This window comes from Methylomonas sp. LW13 (assembly GCF_016865255.1).
Taxonomy (GTDB): domain Bacteria; phylum Pseudomonadota; class Gammaproteobacteria; order Methylococcales; family Methylomonadaceae; genus Methylomonas.
Genome location: NZ_CP033381.1, coordinates 4,755,749 through 4,773,580 on the forward strand (window position 1 = coordinate 4,755,749; position 17,832 = coordinate 4,773,580).

General features: G+C 49.9%; 21 protein-coding genes and 1 tRNA gene. 4 read left to right on the forward strand and 18 right to left on the reverse strand.

Annotated features, from left to right (window positions below; genetic code table 11):
* Nucleotides 1-7: 7 nt before the first annotated feature.
* From JL719_RS21575 to rpsU, 14 genes are all read right to left on the reverse strand, one after another.
* Nucleotides 8-283 (reverse strand): AtpZ/AtpI family protein, encoded by a 276-nt coding sequence (locus tag JL719_RS21575; protein WP_033157702.1) that lies wholly within the window; start codon nucleotides 281-283, stop codon nucleotides 8-10.
* Nucleotides 280-696, reverse strand: coding sequence for a F0F1 ATP synthase subunit delta/epsilon (locus JL719_RS21580; RefSeq protein ID WP_033157701.1), 417 nt, complete (start codon nucleotides 694-696; stop codon nucleotides 280-282). Before JL719_RS21580 ends, JL719_RS21575 begins: the two co-directional genes overlap by 4 nt.
* The gene (gene atpD / locus JL719_RS21585) at nucleotides 693-2,063 is read right to left on the reverse strand and encodes a F0F1 ATP synthase subunit beta (protein ID WP_225892920.1); all 1,371 of its coding nucleotides are present in this window, start codon (nucleotides 2,061-2,063) and stop codon (nucleotides 693-695) included. The genes JL719_RS21580 and atpD overlap by 4 nt, the downstream gene beginning before the upstream one ends.
* A gap of 635 nt (nucleotides 2,064-2,698) precedes the next feature.
* Entirely contained in the window at nucleotides 2,699-3,004 is a 306-nt protein-coding gene (locus tag JL719_RS21590) for a hypothetical protein (protein ID WP_033157699.1), read from the reverse strand.
* Nucleotides 3,005-3,105: 101 nt separating this feature from the next.
* Nucleotides 3,106-4,020, reverse strand: a complete 915-nt coding sequence (locus JL719_RS21595; protein ID WP_225892921.1) for a CPBP family intramembrane glutamic endopeptidase — start codon at nucleotides 4,018-4,020, stop codon at nucleotides 3,106-3,108.
* The gene (locus JL719_RS21600) at nucleotides 4,002-4,730 is read right to left on the reverse strand and encodes a 16S rRNA (uracil(1498)-N(3))-methyltransferase (protein ID WP_033157697.1); all 729 of its coding nucleotides are present in this window, start codon (nucleotides 4,728-4,730) and stop codon (nucleotides 4,002-4,004) included. The genes JL719_RS21595 and JL719_RS21600 overlap by 19 nt, the downstream gene beginning before the upstream one ends.
* Nucleotides 4,730-6,100: an adenosylmethionine--8-amino-7-oxononanoate transaminase gene (bioA, locus tag JL719_RS21605; RefSeq protein WP_174843464.1), complete on the reverse strand. Its 1,371-nt coding sequence runs from the start codon at nucleotides 6,098-6,100 to the stop codon at nucleotides 4,730-4,732. Before bioA ends, JL719_RS21600 begins: the two co-directional genes overlap by 1 nt.
* A 53-nt stretch (nucleotides 6,101-6,153) precedes the next feature.
* Nucleotides 6,154-7,446, reverse strand: coding sequence for an adenosylhomocysteinase (gene ahcY, locus JL719_RS21610; protein ID WP_033157853.1), 1,293 nt, complete (start codon nucleotides 7,444-7,446; stop codon nucleotides 6,154-6,156).
* A gap of 19 nt (nucleotides 7,447-7,465) precedes the next feature.
* Complete coding sequence (gene metK, locus JL719_RS21615) at nucleotides 7,466-8,626, reverse strand: methionine adenosyltransferase (RefSeq protein ID WP_033157695.1); 1,161 nt, start codon at nucleotides 8,624-8,626, stop codon at nucleotides 7,466-7,468.
* A gap of 68 nt (nucleotides 8,627-8,694) precedes the next feature.
* Nucleotides 8,695-8,771, reverse strand: a tRNA-Ile gene (locus JL719_RS21620).
* A 33-nt stretch (nucleotides 8,772-8,804) separates the two neighbouring features.
* Nucleotides 8,805-10,616 carry an RNA polymerase sigma factor RpoD gene (gene rpoD, locus JL719_RS21625; protein ID WP_033157694.1) on the reverse strand — a complete coding sequence of 604 codons (1,812 nt, stop codon included), beginning with the start codon at nucleotides 10,614-10,616 and terminating at the stop codon, nucleotides 8,805-8,807.
* A gap of 76 nt (nucleotides 10,617-10,692) precedes the next feature.
* Complete coding sequence (gene dnaG, locus JL719_RS21630; RefSeq protein ID WP_033157693.1) at nucleotides 10,693-12,432, reverse strand: DNA primase; 1,740 nt, start codon at nucleotides 12,430-12,432, stop codon at nucleotides 10,693-10,695.
* A gap of 15 nt (nucleotides 12,433-12,447) precedes the next feature.
* The gene (locus JL719_RS21635; protein WP_033157692.1) at nucleotides 12,448-12,897 is read right to left on the reverse strand and encodes a GatB/YqeY domain-containing protein; all 450 of its coding nucleotides are present in this window, start codon (nucleotides 12,895-12,897) and stop codon (nucleotides 12,448-12,450) included.
* Nucleotides 12,898-12,905: 8 nt separating this feature from the next.
* Complete coding sequence (gene rpsU / locus JL719_RS21640) at nucleotides 12,906-13,139, reverse strand: 30S ribosomal protein S21 (protein ID WP_020483611.1); 234 nt, start codon at nucleotides 13,137-13,139, stop codon at nucleotides 12,906-12,908.
* Nucleotides 13,140-13,243: 104 nt separating this feature from the next.
* On the opposite strand from rpsU, the gene tsaD reads away from it, so the two are divergent.
* Nucleotides 13,244-14,254, forward strand: coding sequence for a tRNA (adenosine(37)-N6)-threonylcarbamoyltransferase complex transferase subunit TsaD (gene tsaD, locus JL719_RS21645; RefSeq protein WP_033157691.1), 1,011 nt, complete (start codon nucleotides 13,244-13,246; stop codon nucleotides 14,252-14,254).
* Here the strand turns inward: tsaD and plsY are convergent, their stop codons facing one another.
* On the reverse strand, nucleotides 14,255-14,827 hold the full coding sequence (gene plsY, locus JL719_RS21650) for a glycerol-3-phosphate 1-O-acyltransferase PlsY (RefSeq protein ID WP_033157690.1): 573 nt from the start codon (nucleotides 14,825-14,827) through the stop codon (nucleotides 14,255-14,257).
* 89 nt (nucleotides 14,828-14,916) lie between these two features.
* Here plsY and folB point away from each other — a divergent pair, with 89 nt between their 5' ends.
* Nucleotides 14,917-15,270, forward strand: a complete 354-nt coding sequence (gene folB, locus JL719_RS21655; protein ID WP_033157689.1) for a dihydroneopterin aldolase — start codon at nucleotides 14,917-14,919, stop codon at nucleotides 15,268-15,270.
* Nucleotides 15,271-15,272: 2 nt separating this feature from the next.
* Complete coding sequence (folK, locus tag JL719_RS21660; protein ID WP_033157688.1) at nucleotides 15,273-15,755, forward strand: 2-amino-4-hydroxy-6-hydroxymethyldihydropteridine diphosphokinase; 483 nt, start codon at nucleotides 15,273-15,275, stop codon at nucleotides 15,753-15,755.
* A 13-nt stretch (nucleotides 15,756-15,768) separates the two neighbouring features.
* Here folK and JL719_RS21665 read toward each other — a convergent pair whose 3' ends face one another.
* Both JL719_RS21665 and JL719_RS21670 read right to left on the reverse strand, forming a co-directional pair.
* Nucleotides 15,769-16,500, reverse strand: a complete 732-nt coding sequence (locus JL719_RS21665) for a pteridine reductase (RefSeq protein ID WP_033157687.1) — start codon at nucleotides 16,498-16,500, stop codon at nucleotides 15,769-15,771.
* Nucleotides 16,501-16,800, reverse strand: coding sequence for a hypothetical protein (locus JL719_RS21670; RefSeq protein ID WP_308441618.1), 300 nt, complete (start codon nucleotides 16,798-16,800; stop codon nucleotides 16,501-16,503).
* A 163-nt stretch (nucleotides 16,801-16,963) separates the two neighbouring features.
* Here JL719_RS21670 and JL719_RS21675 point away from each other — a divergent pair, with 163 nt between their 5' ends.
* Nucleotides 16,964-17,377 carry a hypothetical protein gene (locus JL719_RS21675; protein WP_033157685.1) on the forward strand — a complete coding sequence of 138 codons (414 nt, stop codon included), beginning with the start codon at nucleotides 16,964-16,966 and terminating at the stop codon, nucleotides 17,375-17,377.
* Nucleotides 17,378-17,415: 38 nt separating this feature from the next.
* On the opposite strand, the gene JL719_RS21680 is transcribed toward JL719_RS21675, so the two are convergent.
* Nucleotides 17,416-17,769: a DUF2782 domain-containing protein gene (locus JL719_RS21680; protein ID WP_033157684.1), complete on the reverse strand. Its 354-nt coding sequence runs from the start codon at nucleotides 17,767-17,769 to the stop codon at nucleotides 17,416-17,418.
* Nucleotides 17,770-17,832: the final 63 nt, after the last annotated feature.

The following is a 17,832-nucleotide window of genomic DNA, read 5'->3' on the forward strand; positions in this document are numbered from 1 at the left end:
AAAAAAATCAGCTTTTTTCCTGCAAAAATCGAAAAACATTATAAGCGCCAACCCCAATACCCAACACGATCAAACTGACAGTCCAGCGCACCGAATAACCAGTAGCCAATGTATCCAACCACCGTCCCAAATACGCACCGGCGACGATAGGCACTACAAACAGTAAACCCAATGTGCCGCCATAAAACAGCATGCCAACCCACGTCGCCGGGCGGCGAGTTTTATCTTCCAAGCGACGCAGATCGCGACGAGTGTGTTCGATTAATTTGTTGCGAAAACTCATGGCACTATTCCCGCTGATCCGCGACTACTCAATTCGGCTAGGCGCCGCACCAAAGAATGTTCAATTTCCGACAACGTCGCCCGTGCGGTATGTACTTCGGAATCGGCCTGGGCCATTTCCGCCGCGAGTCGTTCGCAGATGCTATCGCGGTCTTTGCCGAGAAAATAGCGCACCGTCGTCACGGTCAGTTGATTGTCGGCAAAGCGCAGCACACCGCTGGGCAAGGCCAAATAATGCCAGACATCGGCTTGATCGCAGAAACGGGCCAGCCCGTATCTCAACAAAGCCACACAGTGAATATGCCCCGCCAAAATCCCGAAACTGCCGTCGGCATCGGCGCCGATAAACTGGGTGACGGTATCGAAATGCTCGGCGCCACGACTATCCAGCAAAGTTAACGCAAACCCGTTCATGCCGACATTGCGCCTTTCATATAGCAATCGGCTTCGCTGAGCTGGTCATATTGGCCGTTCATAAATGCTTCGCAGTCGGTGATGGTTTGCGCCAGCGGCACGCGCACGCCCGGCATGCCGGTATGGTCGGCAACGGTGGTAAACGGTTGAGTCAGATAGCGTTGCAAGCGGCGCGCCCGTTCGACGATACGGCGATCCTCTTGTGAGAGCTCTTCGATACCGAGCATGGCGATAATATCTTCCAATTCTCGATAGCGCGACAAATGCTCGCGGACCGCACGCGCCACCTGGTAGTGCCGGTCGCCCAGGATATGGTGATCCATGATCCGGCTGCTGGAGCGTAAAGGATCGATGGCCGGATATATTCCTTTGGCGGCCTGTTGCCGCGATAAGATGACCACGCTATCCAGATGCCCAAGGATGGTCGCCACTGCCGGATCAGACATGTCATCGGCCGGCACATACACAGCCTGCACCGAGGTGATGGAGCCGGATTTGGTGGAGACGATACGTTCTTCCAGCGACGCAACTTCGGTCAGTAGAGTGGGTTGATAGCCGACCGTGGCGGGCATCCGCCCCAGTAAACCGGAAATCTCGCTACCGGCCTGGACGAAGCGAAAAATATTGTCCATCAAAAACAACACTTCGGTATCCAGCGTGTCGCGCAAATACTCGGCATACGCCAAAGCGGTGTAACCGACATGAAAGCGCACGCCGGGCGATTCGTCCATTTGCCCGTAGACCAGCAGAGCTTTGGGTAATACGCCGGCATCGGCCATTTCATGCCAGAGTTCGTGGCCTTCGCGCATGCGTTCGCCAACGCCGGCATAAACCGATACGCCTTGCATCGCCACGCTGACCGCGTGCATGAACTCCATCATCAGCACGGTCTTGCCGACTCCGGCACCGCCAAACAAGCCGGTTTTACCGCCACGCACGAACGGGCAAAGCAGATCAATGACCTTGATGCCGGTTTCCAAAATTTGCGAGGCAGGCAGCGTATCGGACAGTAAGGGCGGAGCGGCGAGAATATTGCGGAAATTAATGTTAGGTAAGGGCTGGCCGCCATCAAGCGGATCGCCGAACACATTGAGCATGCGCCCCAAACAACTGGGATCGACCGGCACATTTAAAGCGTCGCCACGATCAAACACCGGCATGCCGCGAAATAAGCCCGAAACCGAATGTAAAGCAATCGCCCGAATCAGCGTAGGCTCCAGATGCTGAAACACAACCAGAACATAGCGACCGGCACCGTTTACAACATCAAGCGCCTGACCGATTGGCGGCAGATATTCGCAACGCACATCGACCACCGGCCCGTGCGCGGCCTCAATCCGGCCCACCTGCTTCATCTCGCCTGTCATAGCAACTTGCTCCGACGCATAATCCCCCTAAAGCACTTGGAGTAGCATATTTTTAAAATTCTTGCGCCCCATAGCGAAAAAAGCTTGCTACGGAATCGTCAGTGCTTGGATAATCGCATTAGATATTTCGCATATTTGCACTATGTCGCAAGCACCGATTAGCGCTGGTACCCGGGGTTAGTTCAGGAACTTTGGACTTTATCACATTGCCCTAACAACGGAGTGTTGAGAAATGCCGGCGTTCCAACAGAAGGCAAGAAATATTCCGTTTATCCTCAGCAGCGATTTTTACGAGAAAGAGGGGGAAACATGAAACCAAAGGCAACGCAGTTAAGCTTTTGCTCAAGGTGCGGGGATGAAATTCCGCCAGACGAATTGCAATTTCTGCCAAATGCTTCGCTATGCGCTTTTTGCTACAACATGCAGCTGGAATATCGGGATATCCATCACTCAGGCATTAAAATACCCAAAACCGTCTTAACCTTAGTGCCGCAAAACCCAAAGACTCAAGACAGCAACGCGGCCTAACCGCTTCAATCCGGTAGCAAAACCCTTAAAGGCTGGTAGCCACCGGACTGAAACCCCTATCATCGCTAAACTTTATAAAAAGCATCCTGTAACGGTATACGGGTTGCCTACTGTTTTATGTTTTTATAACCCTCTTCACTTTCACGCATTATTTTTTGGCCTTCCTCAACCAGATTGCGGCCTTCGTCAATCTTTATCTGGCCCTCACGTTGCATCACTTGTCCGCGTTCGACCATTTGCTTACCTTCCTGCCAACGGCTACCCAACTGCGCAATGCCCTGACTATCCCGCAACATTTGTTCACCGGACAGAATTTTGTCCGCCTGCTTGGTCGGGGCGGCTGGCTCGCTAGCACAACCGGCGACCAGTAAAGTTAACAGAAGAACGGAAGTATTCGGTCTGACTCTGCGCATAAATATGTCCTCTTATGATGCACTGGAAATGATGGAGAGAAATATTGCAAAACACCATGGTATCTGGCAATCATTTTTTCAAGTTGGTATGGCGTTTTGATCTAATTGCCGCGTGCGGCTTTAGCTGGCCACTGGGTCCATACCCCATAAACAATTAGCGCGAATACCAACCAGCTACTAACCAAAGGGCCCACCACGCCGTCGTAATAGGTGTTGACCAGAAACAGTGAATCGGCTTGCAAATTAACGTTGAACAAATCTCTGCTCACCTTAATCTGCCAGACCCACGCGGCGTGACAACCGATACATAGACCCAGACTTTGCGGCACCCGACTTCTGAGGATTGCTAAAAATAAGCCAACCACAAATAAAGCCAGCAAGGCACTGATTATCTGCGGATTCAACCAATTGGCAAACGCTTCCGCCATTAATTTTAAACCACTGCCCGGCGTTAAATCGGCGTAAGCCAGTGGCGACTTACTTTTTAAAAAATGTAGCGCCGCATAATAGATTGAGCTAATTGTCACGGCTGCCATCATTGACATTTTCCGGCCTAAAGCCCCCAGCAGCAGGCCGCGAAATAGCATTTCTTCGCCGACCGCAATCAGCATCGCAAAAAACAAACCCAATCCGATTTTTTCAGCTATTTTGCCCACCGTCCAATGCCGGGTATCGTCCCAGATATGAACATCCAGCCAATACAGCGTCAACAGCACCGGCAGCAAGGTCAATAAGCCCAAGGCCAGACCTTGGCGCATTTGTTTGAAAAATATCGCTTTGGGCGCAAATCCCAAATCCGCCCAACTGAATTGCAGATAGTTCTTTAACGGAAAAATACTCAGCAGCAGCAACAGCACCAAGGTAATTTTGCTGATAACTTTTGCCAACGGCAAAATATCGCCGGCAAGCCACAGCAAACCGAAACCCAGCAGGCTCGCAATCGTGGCGGCAATGACCAATATAAGCAACGGCAGCAACGCATAGACAATCCAGCGGATCAACGAAAATCTCCCCATAAGGTTTGCACAGCGGTCAATGCCGATAACACCGCAGTCTCGGTACGCAAGATCCGGGCACCCATTCGCACCGGAACGAATCCTGCTGTCTTGGCAATTTGGCGTTCTTGCTCGCTGAAGCCGCCCTCGGGTCCGGACAGTAAGGTAACGCGGGAATTTACCGGCTTCAGGTCCGCTAGGGATTGCTCGGCATAGGGATCGAGAAACACGCTTAATCCTTGCTGTCCGATCACCCAATCTCTTAAGTGAGTAATCTCGCCAATTTCCGGACAATAAGTTCTTCCGGACTGTTCGGCCGCGTGCTGGACAATATGCTGCCAATGCTGTAAACGTTGCTGCTTTTTATCGTCGTTGAATTTGATCACGCAACGTTCGGTTACCAAGGGCGTTAAGCAGGTGACACCCAGTTCAACGGCTTTTTGTACCGCCCAATCCATCCGGTCGCCACGAGAAATACCCAAACCCAAATTGATCGCCAGCGGTGATTCGACATTGCGCTCAATAAACTGCTCGATTTCTACCCGCACGGTCTTCCGGCTGACTTCGCTGAAACGGCCCAGATATTCTCCGCCGTGGCCGTTAAACAGCACAATGCTTTGATCCTGCTTTAAGCGCAGCACACTGCGCACGTAATGGGCCGCATCGTCATCCAATTCGATACGGCCGCCCACATTGAGCGACTCAGCGACATATAAGCGCGACACTCGCATTAGTCCTGCACCGCCAGTTGGATACCGTGCCAGGCCACGTCTGCCATCAGTTGTATCTCCTGCTCGTTGATCACATAGGGCGGCATGAAATAAATCACATTCCCCAAGGGCCGCAGCAACACTCCCCGACTCAAAGCATAGCGATAAACGGCCAATCCGCGCCGTTGCTGCCAAGGATAGGCCTCGCGCGTATGCTTATTTTTGACCAATTCCATAGCGACGATCATGCCGGTTTGCCTTACTTCGGCGACGTTGGGATGCTCCTTAAATCGCTCTACGGCTTTAGTCAATAGCCCCGCCAAATAGCGATTGTTGGCAATCACATTTTGCTGCTCAAATATCTCCAGCGTCGCCAAAGCCGCCCGGCAGCCCAATGCGTTGCCGGTATAGCTATGCGAGTGTAAAAAGGCAGTGAGATTTTGATAGTCGTCGTAAAAAGCTTGATAGACCTGATTGCTGGTCAAGACTGCGGACAAGGGCAAATAACCGCCGGTCAGCCCTTTGGATAGGCAAATAAAATCCGGGCTGATTGTCGCTTGTTCGCAGGCAAATAAGGTGCCGGTACGGCCAAAGCCCACGGCAATTTCGTCGGCAATTAGATGTACCTGGTATTTATTGCAGGCTTCACGTAGCAATTTTAGGTACACCGGATGATACATGCGCATACTGCCGGCGCATTGCACCAAAGGCTCGATAATTACCGCACAAACTTCATCAGCGTGTCGCGCCAAGGCTTGCTCCATGTCCGCGAAACGGCGGGTGGAATAGGCTTCCCAACTTTCGCCATCTTCGCGATAGTAGCAATCGGGTCCAGCTACCGTGATCACATCCATCAACAACGGCGCGTAGGTGTCCTTGTATAAAGCCACGTTGCCAACCGCCAAAGCCCCCAGGGTTTCGCCGTGATAGCTGTTTTCCAGTGTGATGAATTTGGTTTTTTGCGTTTGTCCGAGATTGCGCCAATAATGAAAACTCATCTTTAACGCAATTTCGACTGCCGATGAACCGTTATCCGCGTAGAAGCACTTATCCAAACCCGGCGGCGTAATTTCCACCAACTTTTCCGCCAGTGTTAACGCCGCCTCATGGGTAAATCCACCGAGGATGACATGCTCAAGCGTTTCAAGCTGCTCTCGTAGCGCTTGATTGATAATGGGATTGGCGTGACCGAATAGATTTACCCACCAGGAACTGATTGCGTCCAGATAGCGGTTACCGTCGAAATCTTCCAGCCAGACGCCTTGGCCCGATTTAATCGGAATCAACGGCAACGCATCCGCCGCAGATGCCCGAGCATCGTGGTCTTTCATCTGACTACACGGGTGCCAGAGCACGGCAAGATCGCGCTGAACGATAGTTTGATTATTCATAGCTTGCATAAAAAAGGGGCTTGCGCCCCTTTCCGGTTAGATTGATCTAAGCCTTAATAACGATAATGATCCGGTTTGTAAGGACCCTCTACCGGTACATTAATGTACGCAGCCTGTTCTTTGGTCAATTCGGTTAGTTTTACGCCGATTTGCGCCAAATGCGAACGCGCGACTTTCTCATCAAGTTTCTTCGGCAATACGTAAACTTTGTTTTCATAGCTGGATGCGTTGGTCCAAAGCTCGATCTGCGCCAATACTTGGTTACAAAACGAGTTGGACATAACGAAGCTAGGATGGCCGGTGGCGCAGCCCAAATTCACCAGACGACCTTCTGCCAACACGATAATGCGCTTGCCGTCAGGGAAGATGACGTGATCGACCTGGGGCTTGATGTTTTCCCAGGTGTAGTGGCGTAAGGACGCAATATCAATTTCCGAATCGAAATGGCCGATATTGCAGACAATAGCTTGATCACGCATCGCTTTCATGTGATCGTGAGTAATGACCCCGACGTTGCCCGTAGCCGTAACAAAGATGTTGGCAATAGGCGCCGCTTCGTCCATTGTTACTACACGATAACCTTCCATTGCTGCCTGCAATGCGCAGATCGGATCAATTTCGGTAATCAGAACAGTGGCGCCCAAACCGCGTAGGGATTGCGCGCAACCTTTACCTACATCGCCATAACCGCAGACCACGGCAATTTTGCCGGCTACCATTACGTCGGTGGCACGTTTGATACCGTCGACCAAAGACTCGCGGCAACCGTAAAGGTTATCGAATTTGGATTTGGTGACCGAATCGTTAACGTTAAACGCCGGTACTTTCAGAGTGCCTTTCGCCACCATTTCGGTCAGACGCAACACACCAGTGGTGGTTTCTTCGGACAAGCCTTTCACATCCGCCATCAATTCGGGGAAGTTATTGTGCATCATCGTGGTCAGGTCCCCACCATCGTCCAGAATCATATTCGGACGCCAACCGTCAGGGCCAAGAATGGTTTGTTCGATACACCATTCCGCTTCCGCCTCGGTTTCGCCTTTCCAGGCAAAAACAGGAATACCGGCAGCAGCTATCGCAGCCGCTGCATGATCCTGAGTGGAGAAAATATTGCAGGAGGACCAGCGGACTTCCGCACCCAATGCCGTCAGCGTTTCTATCAATACCGCAGTTTGAATGGTCATATGCAAACAACCGGCGATACGCGCGCCTTTTAATGGCTGTTGCGCGCCGAACTCCGCACGCAAAGCCATCAAACCTGGCATTTCGGTTTCGGCGATATTAATTTCTTTACGACCCCATTCAGCCAGGGCTAAATCGGCAACTTTGTAATCGGCTTGGCTCATAATGTTTTCCTGATCCGGATTAAATGCCCGCAGCATCTTTCAATGCTTCGGCTTTGTCGGTTTTTTCCCAGCTGAAGCTGGCTTCGTTACGACCGAAATGGCCATAAGACGCGGTTGGACGATAAATGGGTTTTAACAAATCCAATTGGGCAATCAAGCCTTTGGGCCGCATGTCAAAGTGCTCACGTACGATTTGTACCAAGCGCGCTTCCTCGATCTTACCGGTACCGAAAGTTTCGATGCTGATGGAAGTAGGCTCAGCGACGCCAATCGCGTAAGACACTTGGATTTCGCAACGCTCTGCCAAGCCGGCGGCAACGATGTTTTTTGCCACATAGCGTCCCATATAGGCCGCGGATCTATCGACTTTTGACGGATCTTTACCGGAAAACGCGCCGCCGCCATGGCGGGCCATACCGCCGTAGGTATCGACGATGATTTTACGGCCGGTCAAGCCGCAGTCGCCTACAGGACCGCCGATGATGAACTGGCCGGTAGGGTTGATGAAATACTTGGTATCTTTGTGCAGCCACTCTTTCGGCAAGGTCGGCAGGATGATTTCATCCATTACCGCTTCTTCCAACTGTTTGCCGCCGATTTCTGGAGAATGTTGAGTAGACAGAACAACAGCATCAATAGCGACCGGCTTGTTATTTTCGTAACGGAAAGTCACCTGGCTTTTTGCATCCGGACGCAGCCATGTCAGGGTTTTATTCTTCCGCACCAAGGCTTGTCTCTCAACCAAACGATGCGCGTAGGTAATAGGGGCCGGCATTAACACGTCGGTTTCGTTGCTGGCATATCCAAACATTAAACCTTGGTCGCCGGCACCTTGTTCGTGATTTTCGGATTCATCAACACCCATAGCGATGTCGGCTGACTGTTTACCAATGGCATTCAATACCGCGCAGCTATTACCGTCAAAGCCGATTTCGCCGTTGTCGTAACCAATCTCGCAAACTACTTTTCTGACCAACTCTTCGGTATCCACCCAAGCATTGGTGGTAATTTCGCCGGCCAAAACCACCATACCGGTCTTGACCAGTGTTTCGCAGGCTACCCTGGAACGAGGGTCTTGAGCCAGCAAGGCATCAACAACAGCATCGGAAATTTGGTCAGCCACTTTATCCGGATGACCTTCCGAAACAGACTCTGAGGTAAAAAGGTAGTTTTTATTCACGGTTACACCCTCGCCAAAATTAAAACTTGCGCATATAAAAAAAGGCCGCGCAAACGGCCTGTTATCTGTGGTGGGCCCTGTAGGACTTGAACCTACGACCTGCCGATTATGAGTCGGAAGCTCTAACCAACTGAGCTAAGGGCCCTTAATTATCTAGCCTACGAACAATGAAAACGCCTTACTCGCCGTCAAGAAAACATCTCAACTGCTCTGATCTGGAAGGATGCCTTAATTTGCGCAGCGCTTTTGCTTCGATCTGACGAATCCGCTCACGGGTCACGTCAAACTGTTTACCAACCTCTTCCAGTGTATGGTCGGTGTTCATGTTGATACCGAAACGCATCCGGAGCACCTTGGCCTCTCTAGCTGTTAAGCCCGCCAATACATTTTGAGTGGACTCGCGAAGGCCGGCGATTGTAGCAGACTCTACCGGCGAAAGCATCTTGGAATCTTCAATAAAATCACCCAAATGCGAATCTTCATCGTCACCAATCGGTGTTTCCATTGAAATCGGCTCTTTGGCAATCTTCAACACTTTACGAATTTTGTCCTCGGGCATTTCCATGCGCTCAGCCAATTCTTCCGGCGTAGCCTCGCGACCCAGCTCCTGCAAAATCTGTCTGGAGACGCGATTCAGCTTGTTAATGGTTTCGATCATGTGTACCGGAATACGAATAGTTCTGGCCTGATCAGCGATGGAACGGGTAATCGCCTGACGGATCCACCATGTTGCGTAGGTAGAAAATTTGTAACCGCGTCGATATTCAAATTTATCGACAGCCTTCATCAGACCAATATTGCCTTCCTGAATCAAATCCAGAAACTGCAGGCCGCGATTGGTGTATTTTTTGGCAATAGAAATAACCAAGCGCAAATTGGCTTCGATCATTTCCTTTTTAGCACGTCTCGCCTTAGCTTCCCCTAGAGAGATACTACGACAAATACTTTTCAGAACCGCAATGCTCAGACCGTAGCGAGACTCGATATCGGCCAATCGCTGCTGTGCAGCCCTAATATTCTCACGGTGACTACTGAAAACCTCAGAAAAATTAGGCCTCGCAGCGATAAATTGATCCAACCACTCAAGGTTAGCCTCATTCTCGGCAAACGCATTGATAAAGTCCTTACGCGGCATTTTTGCTTTCTTGACGCAAACATCCAGTATGAAACGCTCTTCTTCGCGAATAGCTGAAATCAACTCTTCAGAAATGGATACCATTTTTTTCAAATACTGCGGCGTCCATTTAAACTCGCAAAATATTTCGTCTATCGCATCAAACAGTTTTTCGGTTTTTTCATGGCCGTAACCATGTTTTTTAACTGAGGTCGTCGCGGCTTTTAAAGCTTTTCTGAGCAACTCGACTTTTTGCTTAACCTCTTCGTAATCAACGGTTTTGCTCTCTTCTTCAGCATCCTCAGCAGGCTCTTCAATCTCGATACCGCTGACGTCAATATCCTCAACCTCAGTGAGATCGACAAAACCCAACACCAAATCGTTGAGTCGTACGCCGGAGTCTTCAACCTGAACGGAATCAAATGCTTCGATAAAAGTCTCGACAATAAACCCGGATCGGGCAATGGCCCCCACTACTTGGCGTTGCCCTTCCTCAATCCGTTTCGCAATTTTTAATTCTTCCTCGCGAGTCAATAACTCAACCGAACCCATTTCACGCATATATAAGCGCACGGGATCGGTGGTTCGGCCGAACTCGCTATCGACAGACGCCAAGGCTGCGACTTCAGCCACTTCCTCGTCGTCATCTGCAGTAACGACGGCATCTGAGGTTATCAGCGAGTCATCGTCATCCGGCGCCACCTCATAAACCTGAATCCCCATATCATTGATCATGCCGATAATATCGTCGATTTGCTCGGGATCGATAATATCGCTAGGCAAATGGTCGTTGACTTCCGCATAAGTCAAATAACCCTGCGCCTTACCTTTTGCTATCAGTTGTTTCAGTTGGGATTGCTGTTGTTCTTGATTCATTCTTTACTCACAATACGTTTTCAGCACCAAGCGCCGCAGAACAGGAAATTATAACGGCAAAAATTAATGCGGTCACCTAAGCCTTATCCCTTAAAAGCTTCCGCAGTATCTCTTTTTCTTCAATCATTAAGCCTTCTCGACCCTCCTTTTCGATCAATCGGGTTAGCATAGCTTCCTTGGCCTGTTTACAAAGTTGTTGCAACGCACCGCAAAACTCGGACTCTTCCCCGCCCACCGGTACATCGAGATCTAAACTAGCTAAAGCTTTTACAGCTTTTTCCTGGGATGTTCCTCGGAAAGACTCCAACAACATGGCGCTATTTTCCGGCTTTTCAAGGGCGATCCGTTGCAACACCTCTCTTAATAACTCCACTCCGGCAAAACTCAAATCATCGAGAATAACCCCCTCACGCTCAATCAAGCTTGCAAAATGCGGGTGTTGAAGCAACAACCCTAATACCTTGCGAGCCAAACTGATTCTTGGCGACGAGATGCCCTTTTTGCCAGCATAAAATTTAGACTTAAGTCTAGTCTGATTTTCGACAACATCCACGGCAATTCGGGAACCCGACAACTCTTGCAAACGGGCAAACATCATTTCCCTAAAAAACCCGGCAGGAACTTTTTCCAGCAAAGGCGTTGCTGTCGCTAGCAACTGAGACCGCCCCTCAACGGTTGTCAATTCCAATTGCCCGACAATATTCTCGAAAAAGTAATCAGACAAGACCTGCGCATTAGCAATTCGTTCCATAAATGCGGATAAATTTTCAGCACGCAACAGAGAATCCGGATCTTGCCCCTGTGGCAATAGCATTATTTTGATTTGCCTGCCATCACGCAAACAAGGCAAAGCAGCATCGGCAGCCTTCCAGGCCGCCTGCCTGCCGGCATTGTCACCATCGAAACAGAACACCAATTCAGAGGTAAATCGGAACAATAAATCGATTTGCGCTTTGGAAGTTGCAGTACCCAGCGCCGCGACCGCATTGGAAATGCCAAACTGAGCCAGGGCAATCACGTCCATATAACCCTCTACCACCAGTATCCGACCGGGCTTGCTATTCTTTTCTAAAAGCTCACAAAGCCCATAAAGCTCCTTACTTTTAGAAAAAACCGCAGTCTCAGGCGAATTCAGGTATTTGGGCAAAGCATCATCCAATACTCGACCACCAAACCCCACCACTCGCTTCCGTTTATCCCTGATCGGAAACATCAATCTACCGCGAAAGCGGTCGTAAACCTTGCCATCATCCCTGACCACCAGCATACCAGCCTCGATCAAATCCGCTTGATCGAAACGCGCCAACAGGGCGTCCCACTTATTTGGCGCATACCCCAAAGAAAAATCCCGCGCCACCTCACCACTGACACCCCGGGCTTTCAAATAATCTACAGCCATCCTACCCTCGGCATTTCCGCGCAATTGCTCGGCGTAAAACCCAGCAACTCCCGCCAACACCTCGTAAATGTGCGACACAGTTTTTTTATCCGGCCGCCCAGACTCGCCATCGATCAACTCCCTAGGCACATCCACGCCGGCAAAGGCTGCCAAATCCTCGACCGCCTCAACAAAGCCCAGATGGTTAAATTCCATCAAAAAGCCGATTGCATTACCGCTGGCTCCGCAACCGAAGCAATGATATATCTGCCGACCGCGATTAACTGAAAAGCTGGGAGTTTTTTCGGTATGGAACGGGCAGCGCGCCGTAAAATTGCTGCCGGACTTTTTAAGAGGGACGCGCGAATCGATTAGATCGACAATATCGACCCGCACCAAAAGATCATCTATGAACTGACGAGGTATCCTGCCGGACATCTTACCGACAAGATATTAAGCGATAAAACAGGCCTTGATTCTCGCACTGACATTCGCCATGTCAGCTCTACCTTGCATTTGCGGCTTAAGCAAAGCCATCACACCACCCATGTCTTTTACCGATGTGGCGCCCACTTTAGCGATAGCGTCGGCGACCATGCCATCGATTTCAGCATCGCTAAGCGGTTGTGGTAGAAAATCTTGAATAACCAACACTTCAGCTTCCTCGATTTCGGCCAAATCGTTGCGACTAGCGTCTCGGAACTGTTTGATGGACTCGCGCCGCTGCTTCAGCATTTTATCGAGCACAAGGATGATTCGCTCATCACTTAGCTCGATACGCTCGTCGACCTCAACCTGCTTGATAGCAGCCAAAATCATGCGGATTACACCCAGCCTGCCTTTTTCGCCGCCTTTCATCGCGGCTTTCATATCGTCCGTGATACGCTTTTTTAACGCATCCATTGTCTGCCTTAAATTTGTGGACGACCGCGACGCAGATTTTTCAGCGCATACCGTTCACGAGCCAGCTTTTTCAAATGACGCTTAACTGCCGCAGCACCTTTGCGTTTACGCTCGGTGGTTGGCTTCTCATAAAACTCGCGGCGGCGTACTTCAGCCAATACACCGGCTTTTTCGCACGCACGTTTGAAGCGACGAATCGCGATGTCAAAATGTTCGTTCTCTTTAACTTTAACTGATGGCATTATCAATAATCCGATTTATGTTAGTATCTTTTGACGCTATCGGCGATAGCAAGCCCGCCGAAAACGGCCGATTATACTCATAAAATTCTTTAATTCAAAAACTAATGTATGTTTTAGGCATAGAAAGCTCTTGCGACGAAACGGCTGTCGCCGTCTACCAGTCCAATAAGGGCTTAATTGCGCACACCTTATACAGCCAAATTGCCACGCACGCCGAGTATGGCGGCGTCGTTCCTGAACTAGCCTCAAGAGACCATATTCGCAAACTGGTTCCGCTAATCAAAGCGCTATTGAAAGAAGCCGAATTAACAGCCAATGACATTGAAGGCATTGCTTATACAGCAGGCCCCGGCTTGATGGGATCGTTGCTAGTCGGAGCCGCCACTGCTCAAAGTCTGGCTTGGACTTGGCAAATACCGGCTATTGCCGTGCACCACATGGAAGGACATTTATTGGCGCCGATGCTGGAGGATAATCCGCCCGCCTACCCTTTCGTCGCATTACTCATTTCAGGCGGCCATACCCTGCTTATTGAAGTCCGCGCGATTGGCGAATACCGCTTACTCGGAGAATCGCTGGACGATGCCGCGGGCGAAGCGTTCGACAAAACCGCAAAGCTATTAGGCCTGGACTATCCCGGCGGCCCGAAATTGGCTGAGTTAGCGCGCAATGGTCAAAATCGCTTCAAATTCCCCAGACCGATGACCGACAGACCAGGATTGGAATTTAGCTTTAGCGGCCTGAAAACCTTCACAATGAACGCATTGCACGCCACCGAGCAAACCGAGCAGGACAAAGCCGATATCGCTTTCGCATTTCAACAGGCCGTCGCGGAAACATTAAGCATCAAATGCAAACGGGCGTTACAACAGACGCAGTTGAAAACATTAATCGTAGCCGGTGGCGTGAGCGCCAACCACGAAATTCGGAGACAATTACAACAGATGGCCGCCAAAGAAGGGGCCGAAATACGCTTTCCTCGCCCGGAATTTTGCACTGACAACGGCGCGATGATTGCCTATGCAGGATGTCAGCGCTTAATGGCGGGGCAAACCCAAAACCTGGAAATTTTCGCCCGTCCGCGCTGGCCGATGGAGCAGCTAATCAGCCTTTGATCAAGACTCTTGCCCAGCCAATAAGCGCTGAATATTGCTTTTATGCCGCCACAGCAAAATCAGAGAAATAGTGGTAAAGGTAGTGGTCAATTTGACATCGCCAACAATCAGCCAAACATACAGAGGCGTTAATGTTGCCGCCACCAAAGCAGCTAACGACGAAATTTTGCCTATTTTGTAAACAACAAACCAGGTGGCAGCCACCACCAATCCCAATAGCCAAGCAACACCGAGCGTTACACCCAGCGACGTTGCCACACCTTTGCCACCTTTAAATTCAAAAAAAATCGGATAAAGGTGCCCCAAAAAAGCGGCAAACACGACCAAGGAAAGAACCAGAGTATCGACCGCCAACGCCTTCGCCAACAACACCGGTAATAGCCCTTTCAAAGCGTCACCGAGCAAAGTAATCGCCGCAGCCTTTTTACCGCCGATACGCATAACATTGGTTGCCCCCGGATTACCGGAACCGTTTTCCCGAGGATCCGCCAAACCCATCATCTTACAGACGATAATTGCACTAGACACCGACCCTGTTAAATAGGCCAAAGGCACCAACAACCAATCCATCATTTAATCAACCTCTCGTCAATACTTGTACAGCGGCGCTATTTACTCGATACTGCCGCCTCTTCAAGAAATATAATAACCGGAAAGCAACGATGGACATCATCTTTTTAGGCGGGCTTGAAATCGATACTGTGATAGGTATTTACGAATGGGAAAGGAAGATTAAACAAAAAATCATCCTGGACATTGAAATGGGCTTTGACATCCAAAAAGCCGCCGCCAGCGACGATATTGCCCACACACTGGACTATAAAGCCGTTTCGGATCGCGTTGTCAGCTTTGTCGAGCACAGCGAATTTTATTTAGTGGAAAAGCTGATAGAAGAAATTGCCGGCATTTTACGCAGCGAATTTGCGATTCCCTGGGTAAAAATCACCCTAAACAAGAAAGGCGCGATTAGCCGCGCTCGCGACGTCGGCATCATCATCGAACGCGGCGAAAGATAGTCATGCCTACCGGATATATCAGTATCGGCAGCAATATAGATAAGGAAATTCACATTCCAGCCAGCCTGCTCACGCTACGCGAATTGTTCGGAGAGCTGACCATTTCCAGCATCTTCGAAAGCGAGCCGGTAGGCTTTGTCGGCGACAGCTTTCATAACCTCGTCGTGCAATTCGAATCGGCATTATCCGCGAAAGAAGTCGCCAAATTGCTGAAGCAAATCGAACTGGACCACGGCCGTAGCAGGGAAAGTCAAAAATTCTCGGCCCGAACTCTGGATTTGGACTTGATTTTATACGGCGACCAAATCATCAGTGACGGCAGACTGCAAATTCCGCGCGATGAAATAGAACATTATGCCTTCGTACTGGAGCCTTTAGCGGAAATTGCGCCAAACGCTACACACCCGATAAGCAAGCGTTGTTACAAAGATCTGTGGCACGATTTCGACAAACACGATTTACGCCAAACCAAACTCGAGAAATAACGCTCTGTAAACTTCAGCGAAACAGTGTCCGTCCACCATCTACCGTCAGTACTTGGCCGGTAATATAATCGGCGCTGCCAACCAAAAACCTTACTGCTTTGGCAATATCGCCTGCTTCGCCGCGACGCTGCAAGGCCACTTTTTTTAAGATATCAACCCGCTCCGCTTCGGTCACATCTTGCTCGGGCCATAAAATGGCCCCCGGAGCCACTGCATTAACGCGAACTTCCGGCGCCATTTCCCTGGCCAATATCCGCGTCATCGCCACTAAGCCGGCTTTAGTCATGCTGTAAATCGGAAAGCCCGGCAAACCTGTCTCTGCGTGAATATCAGCGATATTAACCACACAGCCGTGCTTAGCCTTTAATGACGGCCATAACGCTTGCGTCAAAAAAAACGGCGCTTTCAGATTGCTAGCCATTGTCATATCCCAGTCCTGTTCCGTCACTTGCCCAAGCGGCACGGATTGAAACAACGACGCGTTATTCACCAAAACATCGACACCATCCCACTCAGCCACTGCATCTTCGACCAACTTCTGGACGCTGGTAAGCACCGATAAATCGGCGTTTAACACCCGTGCCGATTCGGCGCGCACGGCGTTCAACTCGGCAGCTAAACGTAAAGCGTCTGCATCGGAGCGGTTGTAATGCAAAATCACATTACAACCCTCGCCGTGCAGTAAGTGGGCACACGCCGCACCAATGCGTCTTGCCGCACCGGTTATCAGCACATTTTTGGGCATTTATTGCCCAGCGGCCGGCAAACTGGCGATCAATTTTTTCCTAATTAGATAGCAAGCTGCCAATGCGACGAATACGGGTAATTGGGTAAGTAAAAACTCAGTCACCGAATGCTTGGTTACCATGCCGGCCAATGGCACCACAATCAGCATTTTAGATAACCACCAAGTCAGCCAATACCCTATCAGACCGATCACAGACCAATTAATTAACGGGCCGCCATGATTTTTCGCCGCCATATAAAACCAAACCAAGGTCAAAATACCGCATAACTTAGCCAGAAATAACATCTTCTCCCCCATTTTATTGTTGTTAATATGCAAACTAAACCGTAACGCAATGTAAACCAATCCCGGCAGAAAGATCAAATCAATACCGTCAGACCCTTTATAGCTTGTGCTTCAAACTTGCAGGCTTAAAACATATAATCGCAGCCATCCTAAAACAAGAACATGAGGAACACCCATGCACGCACGTCTTTTTACCATCGCATTGCTGACTATCGGTTTCGGCAATTCTGCTTGGTCGCAATCCACACCCAGCCATGGCGGTCACGGCGGAACCAGCGGCGGCGCAGAGGGCAGCGGCTGCATCAACGCTAAAATTAGCCGCTACACGCCGGAACATTTAGCCACAGTCAAACCGGGTTCGGAGTTTTCATTTGCGGTTTCCGGCAGCAATGGGCCGGGCCACATTCATGTCAGCATTAAACAGCAACCTGTCGCGGTTCAAATTGAAGACAAGGACACGTTCTATTTGGTGAAAGGTAAACTGCCTGACGACCTTAAAAACACGGTCGTCAGAATCTCGGTGAAAGCCAAAGCAAAAGTCAGTAAATGCGATGCGGACGGCGGCTGGCTGCTAAAAATTGCCGAGTAATCTTAGGGCGTCATATTGGGAGGATACATTCAATAAGCTCAATTGAAATCCCACTCGAACAACGTCCACTTGTTGATATTGGTGTTTTCGTCCAAATCATTTTTTTTTACATCCATCTGCTCGTCGCCGTTGGTATCCAGCATGTAGTAAGCAGGGCCAACCTGGGGCTGAATTTTCACCATGTATAGTTTGCCGTTGCGGCGAAACTCCTGGATAGTATCTTTGCCTTTACGAATAATGGTAATGTCGGGCTCCATCTCTTCCCCGGACTGCACCGGAGCCGGTAAATCAGGCGGCTCCGGAACTGGCGCTAATTCGTTGGCATCAGGGCCTGCGGCAAAAGCAACGATCGGCAAAAACAGCATCAAGCTAAAACCCAATAAACGAGACATCAAGATCCCTGCAAAAAATTTGAATGTGGGTGGTCATGATAATACAGATTCGGTAAAGCCGCA